16 protein-coding genes, 1 rRNA gene and 2 pseudogenes are annotated in these 15,651 nt (G+C 42.0%); 2 read left to right on the top strand and 17 right to left on the bottom strand.

Annotation, left to right across the window (positions count from 1 at the left end; all coding sequences use genetic code 11):
* Positions 1-52: 52 nt before the first annotated feature.
* Positions 53-1,267: a sugar efflux transporter gene (locus AC1TO8_RS17090; protein ID WP_482056838.1), complete on the top strand. Its 1,215-nt coding sequence runs from the start codon at positions 53-55 to the stop codon at positions 1,265-1,267.
* 275 nt (positions 1,268-1,542) lie between these two features.
* Here AC1TO8_RS17090 and AC1TO8_RS17085 read toward each other — a convergent pair whose 3' ends face one another.
* The 8 genes and pseudogenes from AC1TO8_RS17085 to AC1TO8_RS17050 form a co-directional block, all read right to left on the bottom strand.
* Positions 1,543-2,031, bottom strand: coding sequence for a hypothetical protein (locus AC1TO8_RS17085; RefSeq protein ID WP_482056837.1), 489 nt, complete (start codon positions 2,029-2,031; stop codon positions 1,543-1,545).
* 258 nt (positions 2,032-2,289) lie between these two features.
* Positions 2,290-2,379 (bottom strand): annotated as a pseudogene (locus AC1TO8_RS17080) (MerR family DNA-binding transcriptional regulator); the annotation flags it as partial.
* A 466-nt stretch (positions 2,380-2,845) separates the two neighbouring features.
* Positions 2,846-2,959 (bottom strand): 5S ribosomal RNA (gene rrf, locus AC1TO8_RS17075).
* 146 nt (positions 2,960-3,105) lie between these two features.
* Positions 3,106-3,441 carry an EthD domain-containing protein gene (locus AC1TO8_RS17070; RefSeq protein WP_482056836.1) on the bottom strand — a complete coding sequence of 112 codons (336 nt, stop codon included), beginning with the start codon at positions 3,439-3,441 and terminating at the stop codon, positions 3,106-3,108.
* Positions 3,442-3,850: 409 nt separating this feature from the next.
* The gene (locus tag AC1TO8_RS17065; protein ID WP_482056835.1) at positions 3,851-4,129 is read right to left on the bottom strand and encodes an ArsR/SmtB family transcription factor; all 279 of its coding nucleotides are present in this window, start codon (positions 4,127-4,129) and stop codon (positions 3,851-3,853) included.
* A 312-nt stretch (positions 4,130-4,441) separates the two neighbouring features.
* Positions 4,442-4,663, bottom strand: a complete 222-nt coding sequence (locus AC1TO8_RS17060) for a hypothetical protein (RefSeq protein ID WP_482056834.1) — start codon at positions 4,661-4,663, stop codon at positions 4,442-4,444.
* A gap of 216 nt (positions 4,664-4,879) precedes the next feature.
* Entirely contained in the window at positions 4,880-5,026 is a 147-nt protein-coding gene (locus AC1TO8_RS17055) for an aldo/keto reductase (protein ID WP_482056833.1), read from the bottom strand.
* Positions 5,027-5,161: 135 nt separating this feature from the next.
* A pseudogene (locus AC1TO8_RS17050) lies at positions 5,162-5,440 on the bottom strand (PEP/pyruvate-binding domain-containing protein); the annotation flags it as partial.
* 197 nt (positions 5,441-5,637) lie between these two features.
* Here AC1TO8_RS17050 and AC1TO8_RS17045 point away from each other — a divergent pair.
* Positions 5,638-5,823, top strand: a complete 186-nt coding sequence (locus tag AC1TO8_RS17045) for a hypothetical protein (protein WP_482056832.1) — start codon at positions 5,638-5,640, stop codon at positions 5,821-5,823.
* Positions 5,824-6,002: 179 nt separating this feature from the next.
* On the opposite strand, the gene AC1TO8_RS17040 is transcribed toward AC1TO8_RS17045, so the two are convergent.
* The 9 genes from AC1TO8_RS17040 to AC1TO8_RS17000 all read right to left on the bottom strand — a co-directional run bounded on the left by AC1TO8_RS17040 (position 6,003) and on the right by AC1TO8_RS17000 (position 15,409).
* Positions 6,003-6,716, bottom strand: coding sequence for a lipase family protein (locus AC1TO8_RS17040; protein WP_482056831.1), 714 nt, complete (start codon positions 6,714-6,716; stop codon positions 6,003-6,005).
* A 464-nt stretch (positions 6,717-7,180) separates the two neighbouring features.
* Positions 7,181-9,676: a rhamnogalacturonan lyase gene (locus tag AC1TO8_RS17035; protein ID WP_482056949.1), complete on the bottom strand. Its 2,496-nt coding sequence runs from the start codon at positions 9,674-9,676 to the stop codon at positions 7,181-7,183.
* Positions 9,677-10,077: 401 nt separating this feature from the next.
* The gene (locus AC1TO8_RS17030) at positions 10,078-10,572 is read right to left on the bottom strand and encodes a pyridoxamine 5'-phosphate oxidase family protein (protein WP_482056830.1); all 495 of its coding nucleotides are present in this window, start codon (positions 10,570-10,572) and stop codon (positions 10,078-10,080) included.
* 121 nt (positions 10,573-10,693) lie between these two features.
* Positions 10,694-11,788, bottom strand: coding sequence for a stalk domain-containing protein (locus AC1TO8_RS17025; RefSeq protein WP_482056829.1), 1,095 nt, complete (start codon positions 11,786-11,788; stop codon positions 10,694-10,696).
* A 174-nt stretch (positions 11,789-11,962) separates the two neighbouring features.
* Positions 11,963-12,679: a hypothetical protein gene (locus AC1TO8_RS17020; RefSeq protein ID WP_482056828.1), complete on the bottom strand. Its 717-nt coding sequence runs from the start codon at positions 12,677-12,679 to the stop codon at positions 11,963-11,965.
* Positions 12,676-13,548 (bottom strand): ABC transporter ATP-binding protein, encoded by an 873-nt coding sequence (locus AC1TO8_RS17015; protein ID WP_482056827.1) that lies wholly within the window; start codon positions 13,546-13,548, stop codon positions 12,676-12,678. Before AC1TO8_RS17015 ends, AC1TO8_RS17020 begins: the two co-directional genes overlap by 4 nt.
* A complete protein-coding gene (locus AC1TO8_RS17010) occupies positions 13,548-13,913 on the bottom strand; it encodes a GntR family transcriptional regulator (RefSeq protein WP_482056826.1) in 366 nt (121 codons plus the stop codon). Before AC1TO8_RS17010 ends, AC1TO8_RS17015 begins: the two co-directional genes overlap by 1 nt.
* A gap of 531 nt (positions 13,914-14,444) precedes the next feature.
* Entirely contained in the window at positions 14,445-15,056 is a 612-nt protein-coding gene (locus tag AC1TO8_RS17005; RefSeq protein WP_482056825.1) for a hypothetical protein, read from the bottom strand.
* 227 nt (positions 15,057-15,283) lie between these two features.
* On the bottom strand, positions 15,284-15,409 hold the full coding sequence (locus AC1TO8_RS17000; RefSeq protein WP_482056948.1) for a DUF3298 domain-containing protein: 126 nt from the start codon (positions 15,407-15,409) through the stop codon (positions 15,284-15,286).
* Positions 15,410-15,651: the final 242 nt, after the last annotated feature.

Here is a 15,651-nt window from a genome sequence, read left to right as displayed (position 1 = left end):
TACTATAACGAGATTGACTATCTAAACAAATATAGAGGAGTAACTTCAGATCATGATCAAACGACTCACTGCACTATTTTCGATTCCCTCTTATGCCCTACTCTTTTTATGTATGTTACTTCAGGGCATGGGTCTTTCACTCAGCTCACCTTTTTTATCCATTTATTTCACGGAACAGCTTGGAGTATCTGTCGGAATGTTTGGTATTTTTCTAGCCGTTACGTTAATTGCCGGGATATGGATCAGTACGCTAATCGGGAGACGCTCTGACCTCGGTATGAATCGTAAAAACATTTACATTGTCTCTATGCTCTGCAATGCACTGGCTTTTAGTGGATACTTGCTCATTAAGGATTTTACGACCTTGTTCATCTATATGACTGTGTTTACTGCCCTCGGTGCACCAGGTATGCCTCAATTATTCGCTATTTCTAGAGAAGCAGTGACGAAGAGTAATTTTACTGATCATGCATTTGCAAATTCTACCTTGCGTTCTGCTTTCTCGCTTGGTTTCATTATTGGTCCATTAATCGGTACTATGCTAATCGCTGCTGTTGGGTTTAAGGGGATTTTCTCGGGTACGATCGGAGTGTTCATGCTTGCTCCCTTACTTATATTCCTGTTTCTCGAATCAAAAACAGATGAACAGAAAAGAAGTAATGCTAAAGTGGAAGTAAAAAGTCTTCCTCTGGGTAAGAACCATAATATTCTGCTTCCTTTCCTGATTCTGACACTCATGTACATAGCTCACTGGACAAGTAGCCTTAATACCGCCCTCTTTATTACAAACAATCTTGGGGGAACGACTCGCGATGTTGGTCTAGTCAGCAGTATTTGCGCTGCGCTTGAAATTCCCTTTATGATTACATTAGGAATACTCAGTGCAAAATACAGTAATAGAATCTTAATGATGTGTGGCTCCATTCTAGGAGGAGTGTATTACGTCGTTGTCATGATTTCAGACTCCATGTGGCAGATGCTTGCAGCCCAAATTCTGCTTGCCGTGTTTGTTTCCGTTATTTCTGCGATTGGTATTAGCTACATTCAGGATCTTCTTCCAAGCAAGCCTGGGTATGCATCTACGCTCTACTCTAATTCATCCACAATCGGTAGACTGGTTGGTAGCCTGGTTGGCGGGGGATTAGCCAGTATTGTAGGGTACCGGTATTCATTTGTATTCTGTTGTATACTCATGATTATTTCTCTAATCATGCTTGTGGTAAGCGGACGTCACACCGTAAATGAACCGCAGAAGTTATCGGTTTAATACACGAAAACTAAGAAGAAGACTGCCGGTAAATTTTACCGACAGTCTTTCTTTTCGAAGCAGTTCTATTATGTTAGGAGATAAATACTAATCCATTCTTTTATCCTTCAAAGAGGTAGGACTGTGCTAATGAACAAAAGGTTGCTGCATTGTCTAGTATGGCACTTTTGGCCAAGCTTGCATTGATTGAGAAAGCTTTAACTTCCAGCCCATTCTTGGTTGGAAATCAAATCAAAAAAAATGGTTTGCGCGAATACAGTCTCCAAACACCTCGGTTATGGCGGTCCCCTACTGACGGGTATTCCTCTATTTAACCGCTCACGCTTGAAACATCCAATGAACGGTTTGCTCGCACGCCCCCTGCCGAAACTGAACATATGAAACCGCGTACTATGACGGCTCATGAGTTTCCATCCAAACGTGCCACCCTGTTCGTGCATGATGATTGCAATCATTTCGTCAAGCGTATTTGGGGCTCGTGCGAAATAGTTGCGGAGATAATGTGTTGCTTCCGTAACCGTGTCGATTCTGTCAACAAGTTCACAGACTTGGTACGCGAGCGCTATATATTCCACATCACTTAGGGCATCTAAATTGAGTATTCCTGTTTTCATTTGCACCATGAGTCCGTCCAGTTCAACCTGCGCCGTTATCCTACCGTGAGCATCCTTTGCTCCTACGATGGACCCCATCAGCATGGAAGATACGGCAAGTGTGCAGACGATTACTGCAATTGCTGAAATAATTGTGTTACGCTTCCTCATTGTCTCACCCCCTTATGAATATCGATTTTAGTTCGAGTTGGAAGCCGCAGAGGTTTAAAAGCAATGCTTCCATCGTTGTAAATCAATCTTACTAATGCCATATAAACTGAATTTAAACCCACACAGAAAAAGAACAATTTTACCTCGACAGGTAAAATTGTTCTTTTTCTGTGTTGAGTGCGCAATAACCCCCCGGTTATGCCGTGGGAGTGAGACGGTATTAGCTTCAAGCACTTGAATGTTGTTTTGAATGCGCTATACGCTTGGTACCAGGCCTTTATCCGTGTAAAAGCGCACGGCGTGCTCTGTGAGTCCCGTTATCTGGGCGGCTTCTTTGACTCTGTGCATGTGAAATTCTCCAAGATGCTGGGTACCTTGAGAGTAAATCTATAAACCTTGTTCAACCGTAAGCTCATCATGCGTTTATCCTCATCTATAAGAAAGGACAGGGCGGTCGCCCCTGTCCTTTCTTCACTTGAATAGTAAGCCTAAGAATAGCAAAACTGCTGATATGGTGTAACGAAATCTAAACTCCTACCAATACAGTTAACACAGGACCACTGAGATTTCCATAGCTATCCTGCCCCTCTTCTATGAAAACAGCAGGATACCCTTGCACCTGCTCATTAATGTGTATCATTCAGCTAAAGTTTCCCGTGAGTTGAATCGTCACTTAGTGCCGAATCAAAAATGCTCTTGGCTAGTGGTTGGCTACTACCAGCCCTAGCAGCGGACTTCACCGCCTAGGTAATCGCTATGCGTTGCACACAACGAAAAAGCACTGCCGAATTGTCGGCAGTGCTTTTTCGTTGTTGCTTGGCGGCGTCCCACTCTCCCAGGACATTTCGGCCCAAGTACCATCGGCACTTGAGGGCTTAACAGTCGTGTTCGGGATGGGTACGGAAACCCCTTCGCCATCACCACCAAGCAAGCGTTGTGCAAAAAACGCTACCGCGAGAGATTCGCTGCACTTCTACCTCAGGCCAATCATCCTCGACTCTCAGCTATGCTCCCGAAGCCAAACAGTTGATTCTCTTCATGCCGTTGGCGGTGATGTTATGGGGGTTCACAAAATTAGATCACTGCTTTTTCTTCTGTGACCATGACGCCGACAGAGCTGAAGTCAATGAACTTTTTTTCGTCGGGTTGAACCTTTTGTAGGTAGTTTACTGATTTGAAGAATGCATCATGGTCGGCCCAACTGTTGAACCAGATTTCAGTGAGCCCATCATACGCGGGTTGCGGATAGCCCTCGGCGGCAACCGGGTGAGACACCACATATTTTCGGACATACTTCTTGGCCTCTGGGATCGAGGTAAATAGAGGAGCGTGGTTAAGTCGATGATATTCTACGAAGTTATCGAAACTCATCCCCTCGATCCGATTGATCATATATACGAATTTTATCATGTCGTTTTCCACCTTTCTGTAATAGAGGCACATTCATTGTGTCTGTTGGTCGGCATGACCTTACCGCGAGACACCCCGAACGCACCTTGTCTGATGTGACACACAGATACACAGGACATATCTGTTTCAATTACGCACCTTTATGCGCTTAGATTATCAGTCATCCCGAAACCCTCGCACAGCAGATTTTACTTCCTTGGTCATTTCCATGACACAAGGCAGCTAATAGGAATTTACTAAAACACATTTGAGAGTTGAACTCTCAAAACTGAACAACGAGTGAATTTTACTCCGTATAGTCTCTTTCTCATCACTCAGTTTTCAAAGATCAACTGCGCTTGTCGTTACAGCCTTCTGTTCGAACAAATTATTATATTTCTAGAAATATAGAAATATTAATCAAAAAAAATCAAGTCATCAGATAGGACGCATATTTTTCCGCCACTCTGCGGTTCAGGCTGTAGTAAATAAATGTTCCTTCTTTCCGCGATTGAAGTAATCCGCACTCCGACAACTGCTTCAAATGATGCGATAATGTCGAGTTAGCGACGTTTTTCAACTTATCTCCCAGCGAGGCACAACATTGGTCCGGTTCGCTCGCAAGGAGTTGGACGATATTAAGCCGCGTCGGCTCTCCCAGCGCTTTATATACTTTAACGGCTTCGCGCATCTCCGAATTGCCTTCCATGTACAGTCCCCTCGATTTCTAAAATATTTCTTTATTTCCAGAAGTATAGAAATATAATAATATATTTTTTCTTATTTGTAAATCCCCATCCGAAATTTTTTTTTGCGCGTTATGGATATAGCTATGGTAAATCATTGCTCCATCAAGTCAACCAGTTGCTCCGGCATTCCGACGAACTAGTAATGGCCTCCCACCACCGCCACATGCTGGCTAAGCTACTATTATGCTATCCTGCCCGTTCGTATTATGAGATCAACCAGTTCTTTCTGGTTGATCCTTTTTCATTTGCATAGAGGATATTGACGCTACAACTCAGGGAATTAGAAGTGGATGGGAATATTCTTTTCCTTCTAACAGTGAAAGACCTAAAGTTTCTCTTGCCTTTTTAATTGCTTTTACGTCTTCACCCTCTTTTATTAACTTACGTAGTTCTTCATTTATTAGATTTTCAACTAGTCCCGATTGTTGGGTTAACTGGTCCAAGGTATATTGCATTCCTTTTATGCGACCTTCTAATTTCCCCGGCAGCGTCAATGAAGCGACGCTCCTAAAGCATTACCATTCTGAATTTTTGATCCCTCAAACCGACTCAGAAAATGTGCGCACCACAACACTATATATTCAGAATCAACGTCATACAAACAGCTTCATAAGTTTTACATACAGCGGATTAACCATATACCCAGGTCGGGCTTAACGAATATCTTGTCCCTGTTTCTAAACGACGAATCCTCTCCATTTCTTCATCGGTCAGCTCAAAATCGAACATTTCGCTATTTCCTTGATCCTTCGTGGATTCGAGGACTTCGGGATCACAATAATATCGCGTTGTAGGTGCCATCGCAAAATTATTTGACCTATTGATCTTTTGTAATGATGAGCGATTTCAGAAAGCACCGGATGAAAGGTAATGCCAACTCGCTTACCTTGATTACCGTATTATCAGCTCTAAATGGAGAATATGCTTAATTCCAATATATTCGGAAGTCAGATTGTAGTGTCAGAAGCCACTTTAAAAGATATTGAGGCTAGTGGTATTTCTTCTTCCATAATGATTTCTCGGATCTTCCTGCTGATATGACCAATTTGTTCACGATCTTCAACTTGTAGCATGGTTAGTTGATCCAGCAAAGCATAATATGTTTCGTTATGTTCGAGGGCTTGTTAATATCCCACAGTTGTCACACAAAATCCTTCGGGTACTTGAATTTCTTCTGTTTCTGATAATTTTCCTAAATTCAACCCTTTTCCGCCAACAAGCAATAGCTGCGTATGTTCCACTTCCTGTAATTCGAGAACCAGCGGCCTCATTGAACATCTCTCCTAACCATTAATTTGCGAACAATATTTAATAAAAGCTTTAGTGGCATGTACATTTAGAGTGAAAAATCCATTATTTATGTAAATATATACATCATTATATGCAAAATGATAATATCATCGCGTCTGTTTATATGAAACATGTAAGAACCTGAAGTATCCATCAGGTCCTTTTTTCATTTTCTGCTATGATCAATAACTACTTAAGCCGCTCTATCCGTTCGCTTCCACAACACGGCAATGGTACCTTCCACGATCGTGAATTCCAGGTTGATGTGCAGGAATGGTTGGATAACCGGGAAATCGATGTAGGACTGCTTATTCCTTCGGATCAAACGACGGATTTGTTTCCTATTTACCGGGAAGCTATTTGAGACTGCTAAGAAGTTGTTCCCTTTTGAAGTAGAACGAAAGCCCTTGATTAACCTTTGATGATGATTGTGTTGTGCATGACGTCCGGCTCGGGGAGGACAGCACTTATCGCGGTCCATGCCGATATGAGTCGTTCCGATTTCATATGTATTCCCGCTAATCTTTGGATTTTAATAAGTATTCATGTGTCTCCTGGGCACAGTTCATGGATTTTGGTGATTAAGTTTTCTGAATTGGTACGGAACACTTGGTTCGAATCCGTCCAGGCTGACTTCAGAAAATACGAAGCATGAAACTGCCATCCCAGATGAGCTGGATTAAATTCCATTTGAATTTCGCGTCCCGGTCTTCCTCGGTATACTATAGAACCTGGCTTACGCCAGCTACCTATTCGGGTAATCTTGTCCGGATTCTGACCAGTGATATAGATAAACCTGTTATTATATGCAATGTCCTTCAAATGAAACTTTGGACATCCTACTGCAAATACTTGAATATGCTGAAAACCGTTTTTTTCTTCCAAATCAAGTCCTGCCCGATAGGCGATTACACCTCCGGCACTATGCCCGATAAGGATTACCTGATCCGAAACTGCTGCATGCTCGCGAATGATTTGCGATACGTTAGTTACCCGCTTAGACTGGGCATGAGTTAGGTCATAACCAACTTGGGTAATTTGTCTTGCCAGTAAAGGGATTAATGAGGAACCCGTAGTTTCGTTTGCAATTCCAAAGGGAAAGATCATCACAACTTTGACATCTCGATACCTTTTGGCAATCTCACTGGCAGCATCTTCAAAATTATTGAGATACGTTAGTACACCAGCTAAAAAACAAACCACCGTACGGCACTTTGATGTACATGTGCTATGGGAGGATACGTAAGTCTCGATCATGATCTCCTTGTCCCCTCCTTTTGATGAACTAATACTCCCGAAATAAACGGAAGGATACGTATATGACAACCTCTCTTTCCATATCTTTTGTAAAAATGATAAAGGTGTGAGAGCATGTTAAAATCAAAAAACAAAATCAATTCGTGCTCTATACAATTAAAGGATCAACCATTAAAAAGTTTTTAATCTTAGATTTAGCTACGGGTTCCGTTATTTATTGGGTGGTCAAAATTATTTATTCAAGCATGTTGCTTGCGTCTGTAGGAAGTATTATTGGAACGGAAGGAATTAAAATGATATCCAAGTTCCAAAATAAACCATTTAAATTTTAACTCTAAAATATAGATTACGACACTTGCTAGTATGATTTCAACTTCCTCAATATACGATGCCCGTTTAATTAAAACAAAAAAAGCATACAATCATGAATGATTGCATACTTTCGGTACATGCATCCCTATCTACTACTTATCCTTCCCTCCGACTGCGATGGCAAGTGTGGCGTAATAGGTTAGATTCTGCTGCGCCTCAGGAGATATATAATTGTTATGTTTATTCTTATATTTATCAAGATTCGTAACAACCTTCTTCATCGATTTAAGGATATTTTTATCTGAATCTTTATCTAAATCCCGCTTCATCTGCTTCATAAGTTGACTTAACTCCTTCTGGATAGCCCCCTTCAATTCTCCTGATAAACTATATTCCTCTACTAAAGCATCCATGATGTTTACATGAATTGAAACAGAGGGGGAGAATGGTACTTTAGACCAATCCATGTCGGATGCCAAGTAGAAACTTGGATAGGATGGCTGATTATAGCTTGTGTTCTGACGCGCAATTCCTGTACGATACTGCGCATCGTGCATTAAAGTATACAACTTATGATTCGTAACCTCGGTGCTTACATACATCCGGATAGCAGAACTATCGGTAGTACGGACTAACATTTCCTCTCTCCAATCACCATATAGATCAGCGACGAGTGATGGTGTTCCCTTCGTATGATTGTTCATTCTAGTATCGGTAGCTGTAAGAAGGACGCCTTTTGTCCAATCTTCAATCGTCGGTGTTACTTCTATTGCTCCATTGACAATCTGGGTCGTCATGTCTGCTGACCATTTAATGTTCATATTTGTACCCGGAATTTTCGTGTTGATCTGTTGCCCATTTGCCGTCCATAGTCCAACAGCCCACGTCTCAAGTCCACGCTGGAATGGATCAACATCGCCGATCATTCCACGACCCGTATCTTTACCTGTATAACCACCATAAATAACTTTGCCAGTCTTCGCATCACGTAAAGTATAACCATAAGGAGCCCAACTGCCCCCCTCATGTACCATAAATATCTCCTGTCCAGGACGGTCGGGGTCAATATCCACAACATGAAGCGCATCTCCATGGCCTAATCTAGCTATCGTACCAGGTGCTGCACTTTGAGGAGGCATAACATCCATCGAACTGTACAAAAGACTACCATCGTGATCAATTGTTGCAGAGCCGTATACAATTTCATCCTTACCATCGCCATCAACGTCTGCTACACTCAATGAGTGAGCCCCCTGCGTCGTAAGGGTTGCAAATTCTGGGTCTGTTCCATCCCTACCATGTGGCCCATCATTAAAGGGATTACTCATCGGAGTCCAGCCACTGTCTACAAACCAGTGTTCCTTGATTCGATTTCCATCCCAACTATATGTTACCATTGTCGTTCTAGTATAGTATCCCCGCGCAAATACTGCATAAGGTATTTCTCCATCCAAATAAGCTACACCTGCAAGAAAGCGATCTACTCGATTGCCTGGTTCGATACGCGCCATCGCATAATCTCCCCACATTAGACCATCGTCATGCCGCCCTGGCTTATATGGAGCTGTCTGCAACTCCTTACCCGTCGCACCCTCAAATACCGTAATATACTCTGGCCCATTGATAATAAAGCCTTCAAACTCTCTGAGTTTATTTTTATCACTTCGGCTCGGAGCATAGACGTCCATGAAATAATCCGTGAGGCTTTCCGCATCTGTTTTCGTAAGCGGGTAACTATACTTCTTCTCGATCCCGAAGCTTTCTTCGAGTGTGGCTGGCCAATGGCCATTCAGAACTTCTTCATGCTTATCCCAGTTCATGAATATTTCAACCATATGGTTGTAGTAGTCTTCACTACTCATCCTATAATCATCTTGATGACTATAACCAGCCTGAATATCCTCTTTTGGCATCGTGACATATTGCTCTGAACTTACATTCCCTGCGTTATCATACGTTATTGTTTTAGTACCAGGAGCTGTCTTGAGAATCATTTCTGATTTACCATCCCCATCATAGTCGTATACCATAAATTGAGTGTAGTGGGCCCCCGATCTTATATTTACACCCATATCAATTCTATATAGAAGGGTTCCATCTATTGTGTAACAATCAATATAAGTCTCACCGGTATATCCTTTCTGGGATACATCCTTAGAATTCGATGGCGCCCAGCTTACAAATAGTTCATATTGGCCATCTCCGTCCACATCTCCTACACTCATATCATTCGCAGAGTAAGTGAAACTTTCGCCTACAGGAGTCACACCGTCTGCTGGTTTCTGAAGTGGCATATCGTAGTAGCTATTTGCCCAAGGTGATATCATAGCACTTTGCTCTGCTTCCCTACCATTAATAACCGTGGATACAGAATACTTCGATTGCATCGTTCCAGTTGCATCTAAATAATTGGTACTATCCTTAACTGTGGCAATCTTGACGTTATCCCGATAAATATTGAAGTCTACGCCTGTCAATCCAGTCGTCGAGTGACCCGTTACTTCATGGGTTAATAATCTCCAACTCAGAAATATACCATCCGATGTTGAAGCCGCGATGAGTCCCCTGTCTAGGTTTTCTAATTGTATGCCCCCATTCATCTTTACATCTCGGTTTGGTTTAGCATTCACATTAGGTATACCAACCATGCTAACCAATAGAATTACTCCGAAAGATACCAATAAAAATTTACTAACGATGCTCTTCTTTCCCATTTTTCCTAATCACCTTCTCCTTCTTTTTTTCAGACAAGACATTCTCGTTCATTCTAAATTTTTAAATGCGCTTTCATTCGTCGCAAATTCACCTCCTATGATGTTCAGTTCAAATTCTGTTCACTCGTAATTCACTTCTATTATACCGTTCCTATACGGACGAAAATATTCAATAAACAGTTGTTTTCCATTAAAAGTCAGTGTATTTTCATGAATAACATTTGCGAAGCTACTAAAAGATTATCTATGGAGTTCTAATTATGTCCACCAATCTGAGAGTAGCAAAATAAAAGGCACCCCTAAGGAGTGCCTTAATATACGCTTTAGATCATCAGTTATCCGTTCAAGTCAACGGTATGGTTCAGATCTGATTCATCTGATCCTTTTCCCGTAATTTTCGAGAATAGCTGCTTCACCATCTTCGTTTTATTTCCCGTTTCCCAATATTCGGCCGACTCCGCTTTTATCTTTAACAAAACTAGATTCGGATCGTCGGGAGTAGTCTCCAGCAACTTCTCGTAAGCAATGTTCCAGAATTCTTTTATTTTGGCTGGACTAGATACCAACTCTGCTTCTCCTCGTAAAGACACGTAGGACTTATCTACATAAGCTACATTCACACTTGGATTTCGGAGGAGTTCCTGATATTTGTTAGTATCCTTTTTCGTCAAGAACCACAGGTCACCGTCAAATTCAACTTCCTGTGTCTTCATTGGACGTGACACCAATCCTTGCTCCGTTACCGTCGTGAGCATAGCTGTGTCGATCCCTTTAATCAGATCCCTGACTGTCTCAATCGCCTCTTTGTTTGACAATGAATGATTCGACATGTGTTCACCTCATTTCGTTTTTATCTTCTTTATATCTTTTCCAATCCATAATCTTATTATTAAAAACAAAGACACTGACCCATAGAAGGTCAGTGTCAAGCCAAAACTCATACGTATTCTCTTATTGGAAGTCTGTATACGGAATAACAAACTCCGGCATTCCTTCCGCATAGGAAGTGTACTCATTTTGTGTAAAGTAGATGACAACCCCATTGCGATTAAGGAAATAATCACGATCTGCCTCTATCGTCTGGAAAGGGGGATTCACAGGAAAATTGTGACTTTTAATCTGAGACTTAATCTTATTGTTAATAATCGATACGTACTTCTCATTATTTGCGACCTCTTTCAATGAGAGTATATTTCCAGTTACTAGGTCGAATGTATAAGGAATGCGTGCAGTATCCCCATGAGCTCCCCCAGAATAGATGTGGTAATTCACGTATAGGCTCAGTTTACCCTGTTCGTTATAAGTTACCGTATAATGACCATCGAAGCTCGGTTGTCGAATCGTGGCTTTGGGATTATCGGCTAAGATTTGTTTGTTACCTGCTACAACCCGATCCATTTGCTTCGAACCAGCCGAGATATTCTTATCAGCTTCGTTCTTCAAAAATGTATTTATTTTCTGCTGAACGGCAGTATTCTCATAACCCGAGATAACCGGATAATACACAAGCAATGACTTGCCGTCTCCATCTGCACCGACTACTTCTGAGTTAATCTTTAGCTTATTCTCTTGAATTGCATGAATTCCAATCATTTTGGTAGCTTGATCATAGGAAACAGCATAACCCATCCGCTCTAACACGAAGCGAAGCGGCAGGTAAGTAGTATTGTCTTGAAGAAACGGTTCAGCTCCAAAGATAAGCTGCTGCCCGTTAAGTGTTGTTGAATTATTCTTTAGGCCAATCTGTAGTAACCGATTTCTACCCTCAATGTTAACCATCTGGGTTGCCTTCACATAATTCGTACTAAGACCTAAACTGTCATTAAGGTGGCGCAACGCAATGTACGTTGTGTTATTCTTATTAATCGTATTAATATTCGTACGAGTTCCTTCAATGCTAAACGGTGTTGCTATCGTCTTAAACTTTGAAATGGTAGTTGCCGCAGATGCATGCTCAACAGGTAATGACATCGCCATAGGACCCGCCAAAAGAGTTGCTACAAGTGTAGCCGTTAGTAGATTTCTTTTCCCTTTATTCGTTTTCAATTTACAACATCCCTTTCTCGTGTTAGTTACTTCCATATAGAGGTATAATCATTAGTTACCCTCTATAAACGTTAGATAATCAAGAAAGGTTGCAAATTCTACATAAATTTATTAATTCCATTAATTATTTAGATAATGAATAAGTAATGAATCTGAGCCTCATCCATTTATTCCTTACCCTTTTCTCGGCATCGGGTGTAATGGCGCATGACGCAGCATCGGATACGTGGCGAATAAAGCAGCCAGACTCACTGCCCCAACGCATGAAGCGATCTCCATCGCACTCATCTTGAAATTCGACATCCAGTCGAACAAGGCCGTAATAGTGCCTCCATAATAAAGAAATATGCCTGCGATCATTACGATCATGAGCATGATAACGCTCCGTGTGAATCCTAACCGATACACGATGGCATAGCCGAAGAAAGAAAGACCGAAGCCAACCATCCCCACCATCAGATCGATCCACAAATAGGTGAAGAAATGGTACTCCCCCAAAAACAACCTCGCAGCATGCATAATACCTGCCTCTACCGAATTCAATTGATAGATCGTCAATAGCACGTATTGGCATAAGTTCAGACATAATATGCTAAATATAACGCCTATCAAACCAATGCCGTAGAAAGCTCTAAGGAATTGTTTCCGCGTACTACCCATCCCGATTGAGATCGCAAAGAGGGATTTGAATCCGAAGAGGCAGAAAAAAGGGATAAAGAAATAAGTCGGCCCGGATATCGAAGCAAGTGTATCCTTATCGAGATCAAAGACCAAGCCGACGATGATCCATACGATCGTTAACGGAACGGTAATGAACAGCAGCAAGAGTTTAGCAAAATACCAGCCCACATCCTCGTACATCAACCGAAATACCGCGCTCCTTGCGTTCATACGTATACCTCCGCATCTTCCGTTATATTTAGCAAATAATTTTGCAAGTCTACTTTCTCAATGGTAAGCCCATGAGCTTGCGCTTGCTCCTTCCATTGCTTCGAGTATGGAGCGTCAAGCATCACCCTGATTTTCGTTCCCATCGTGCTCTGCTCCAGAACTTTATGACCGTCAATAACGTTTATCACCGCGCTCCGTTCGCCAACCAACCATATACCTTGCTCGCGGAACTCGTCGATCGGTTGATGATGCAGCAACTTGCCCTTGTGCATAACGATCAACGATTCGCAGATTGCTTGGACTTCTTCAATATGATGACTCGAAATCAGAATTAGACGAGGTGAATCCTCATGGCTTTCTCTTAATGCCTCATACAACTTTCTCCGCATCCCGGCATCCAGACCGTTCGTCGGCTCATCGAGTATCGTTACGTCAGCATGGCTAGATAACCCGATAATAAACTGAAGTGCTGACTTCATCCCTTTGGACAGTTTGGATACTTTCTTCTTGGGGTCCAATCTAAAAGTTTCGATCAGATGGTCTGCCGTAGCTTGATCCCAGTTGGGATTGAAGTATCGACCGAAACGTAGTGCATCCTGTACCGTCCATATCGAGCTGAACGGATGATCCTCCTGCATGTAGCAAACATGCCGAACTGCCACAGGGTTACCGTAAGGTGCCAAGCCCATAACTTGAACCGTTCCGCTGTGAGGTCGTTGATGACCGGCCAGTAGTCTCATCAGCGTAGTTTTGCCAGCACCGTTGCGACCCCACAGCCCCGCGATCACCGGTTCCTTCTCCTCAAATGATACTTTTTCGAGAACGGGTACGTTATCGTACGAATATGCGACTTCGTTTACGTATAGCATCAATACTCCTCCTCCTGTATTAACTGAACGACCGATTCCTTGCTTAATCCGATTCTCTTCGCTTCTTCCAACAAGGGAAGGATGAACTGTTCTCGATAATGAAGCTGACGTTCCTTCAACAATTGAAGCTTCGCTCCACTCTTCACAAACATTCCTATCCCTCTTTGTTTATAAATAATCTCTGCATCCACTAAAGCCTGGAGACCCTTGCGTACTGTTGCACGATTGATGTTATAGAAGCCTGACAGTTCATTTTCGGAAGGGATTTGATCCTCTTCGTTCAATTCACCTCCCACGATTTCGTCCATCATCATTTGGGCAATCTGCTGAAATATTGGTTGGGATTCATCCAATGTCGGTTTCATCTAGTACCTCTTTTCTCTAAAACAATTGACGTTGATCAGTTGGTTACTCGTGTAATCAACTATACATGATTTAGCAATTATTGTCTATAACCACAGCGGTCCAAATAAACGAAAAAAACCTTCTACCTCATGAAGAGACAGAAGGATACCGAATGTGCCACGAATACGACCGAGCCCGAACCTTCGCTTGGTCACACCGAACTTACTCTCAATTATGTTTTGCTCAGACGCATCCATATAATAGCTTCGACGTATTACCCTAAAAGTTGATCCCCGTATTACAGTGTACATTAAGTGGACTCTGGTTTTGATATGACTTTATTCTGTAAGTAGAATAAACGGTTCTTTACTATTATCGGAAACTAGAAGTTGTTATTGACACAAAATTTAACATTAACTAGCTTTATTTCATAGCCTTTCAACTCGTACAACTCCGATATTAATGGAAGTAGCTGCTAGCAGCGTTCCAGGATGAAAAGTGTTCTTCCAAGCGTGGTTGGAGAAATTATATTGGTGCTGAAACCTCGTTCATTATAAATCACTTTGAACCGTTGATAATGACACGAGGACAGGACTGGAAAAATCCGAAGCTTCCTCACCTTTTGGATTGTGAAGACGGAACACGAAAGCGTCCCCTGTTTCTGACTGCCACACGATATAATCGTTAATCCCTTCACCACTCGAAACTTGAAGATAGATCTCGGCGGAACCCAGGGGATGTTCAACAAGCTCACCACTAAAATCGGATACTTCGCCGAACTCTTCCAATTCCTCTTTCCCTGCAGTTTTAAGCTGTGCTAGATCATAATTGGCAGGTAGCGATTCGATTTCGACATCGTATTCAGGATTACTGCTAAGAAACAGGCGCCCTTCGGCAGCATCTAAAGTAAATTTTTCGAATACGTATAAGGAAAATCCTTCACCTTGATGCAATGTAGCCGTATGTGCTTGGTTACCATCACCCATCATCAAATCAAAAGTTTCAGTCATGGGACGCGTCACTTCGGGAGTTTTCTCGTTCTCAGATGCAGGAGCCGTGACCGCTTGATTATCCGGTGTTGAAGTTTCAGGGTTGGCGTCAGGCTCAGTTGCTCCTGAGCATGCTGATAGAGATAGAACGATGACGAAAATCGAGATTTTCATGATAGCAGAATACTTTTGATACACGTTTGATCACGCCTTTCTATTATAAGATTATTTATACGTTATTACCCATGTAAGGGATTTGTGACGCAAACGATGAAAACTTGTGTACTGCTAAGCATTACATAATTATCGGACTCGCCTGTTGTCAGGTCATTAACACAAAAAAACCTTGTCGCCTCTCATAGGCAAATCAAGTGTTTGAAGTTAAAAAGTTGATCGTATGGTTATCGGAAGTCTGTGTACGGAATAACAAACTCCGGCATTCCTTCTGCATAGGAAGTATACTCATTTTGTGTGAAGTAAATAACAACTCCAACTGAATTAAGAAATGCTAAAACCGTAGTCCTTATATAGGAGTACGGTTTATTTATTCATAATTATGGGAATGAATCTCTATTGAACTACTCACCACTTAACCGACCTTACGGTCTGTTTGAAGTGGGAGATTCCTAAGAACACCAACCTAACGGTTCGTTTTTGATTAGGCGATCCCCGTCATTCCAACGGTTAGAAGTCTTATGGCTTCATTTTTAATATTGATTCCTGCGTTAATATCTCTTTGATGATGGGTATGGCACTCTGGGCAGTCCCA

The organism is Paenibacillus sp. Y859, assembly GCF_056786405.1.
Note: the sequence above shows the minus strand (reverse complement) of the source record. Positions and strands in the feature narration are given on the sequence as shown.

Coding starts and splice junctions, on each gene's coding strand:
- AC1TO8_RS17090 (WP_482056838.1), top strand. CDS start 53: ATGATCAAACGACTCACTGCACTATTTTCGATTCCCTCTTATGCCCTA.
- AC1TO8_RS17085 (WP_482056837.1), bottom strand. CDS start 2,031: ATGAGGAAGCGTAACACAATTATTTCAGCAATTGCAGTAATCGTCTGC.
- AC1TO8_RS17070 (WP_482056836.1), bottom strand. CDS start 3,441: ATGATAAAATTCGTATATATGATCAATCGGATCGAGGGGATGAGTTTC.
- AC1TO8_RS17065 (WP_482056835.1), bottom strand. CDS start 4,129: ATGGAAGGCAATTCGGAGATGCGCGAAGCCGTTAAAGTATATAAAGCG.
- AC1TO8_RS17045 (WP_482056832.1), top strand. CDS start 5,638: ATGATCAATAACTACTTAAGCCGCTCTATCCGTTCGCTTCCACAACAC.
- AC1TO8_RS17040 (WP_482056831.1), bottom strand. CDS start 6,716: ATGATCGAGACTTACGTATCCTCCCATAGCACATGTACATCAAAGTGC.
- AC1TO8_RS17035 (WP_482056949.1), bottom strand. CDS start 9,676: ATGGTTGGTATACCTAATGTGAATGCTAAACCAAACCGAGATGTAAAG.
- AC1TO8_RS17030 (WP_482056830.1), bottom strand. CDS start 10,572: ATGTCGAATCATTCATTGTCAAACAAAGAGGCGATTGAGACAGTCAGG.
- AC1TO8_RS17020 (WP_482056828.1), bottom strand. CDS start 12,679: ATGAACGCAAGGAGCGCGGTATTTCGGTTGATGTACGAGGATGTGGGC.
- AC1TO8_RS17015 (WP_482056827.1), bottom strand. CDS start 13,548: ATGCTATACGTAAACGAAGTCGCATATTCGTACGATAACGTACCCGTT.
- AC1TO8_RS17010 (WP_482056826.1), bottom strand. CDS start 13,913: ATGAAACCGACATTGGATGAATCCCAACCAATATTTCAGCAGATTGCC.
- AC1TO8_RS17005 (WP_482056825.1), bottom strand. CDS start 15,056: ATGAAAATCTCGATTTTCGTCATCGTTCTATCTCTATCAGCATGCTCA.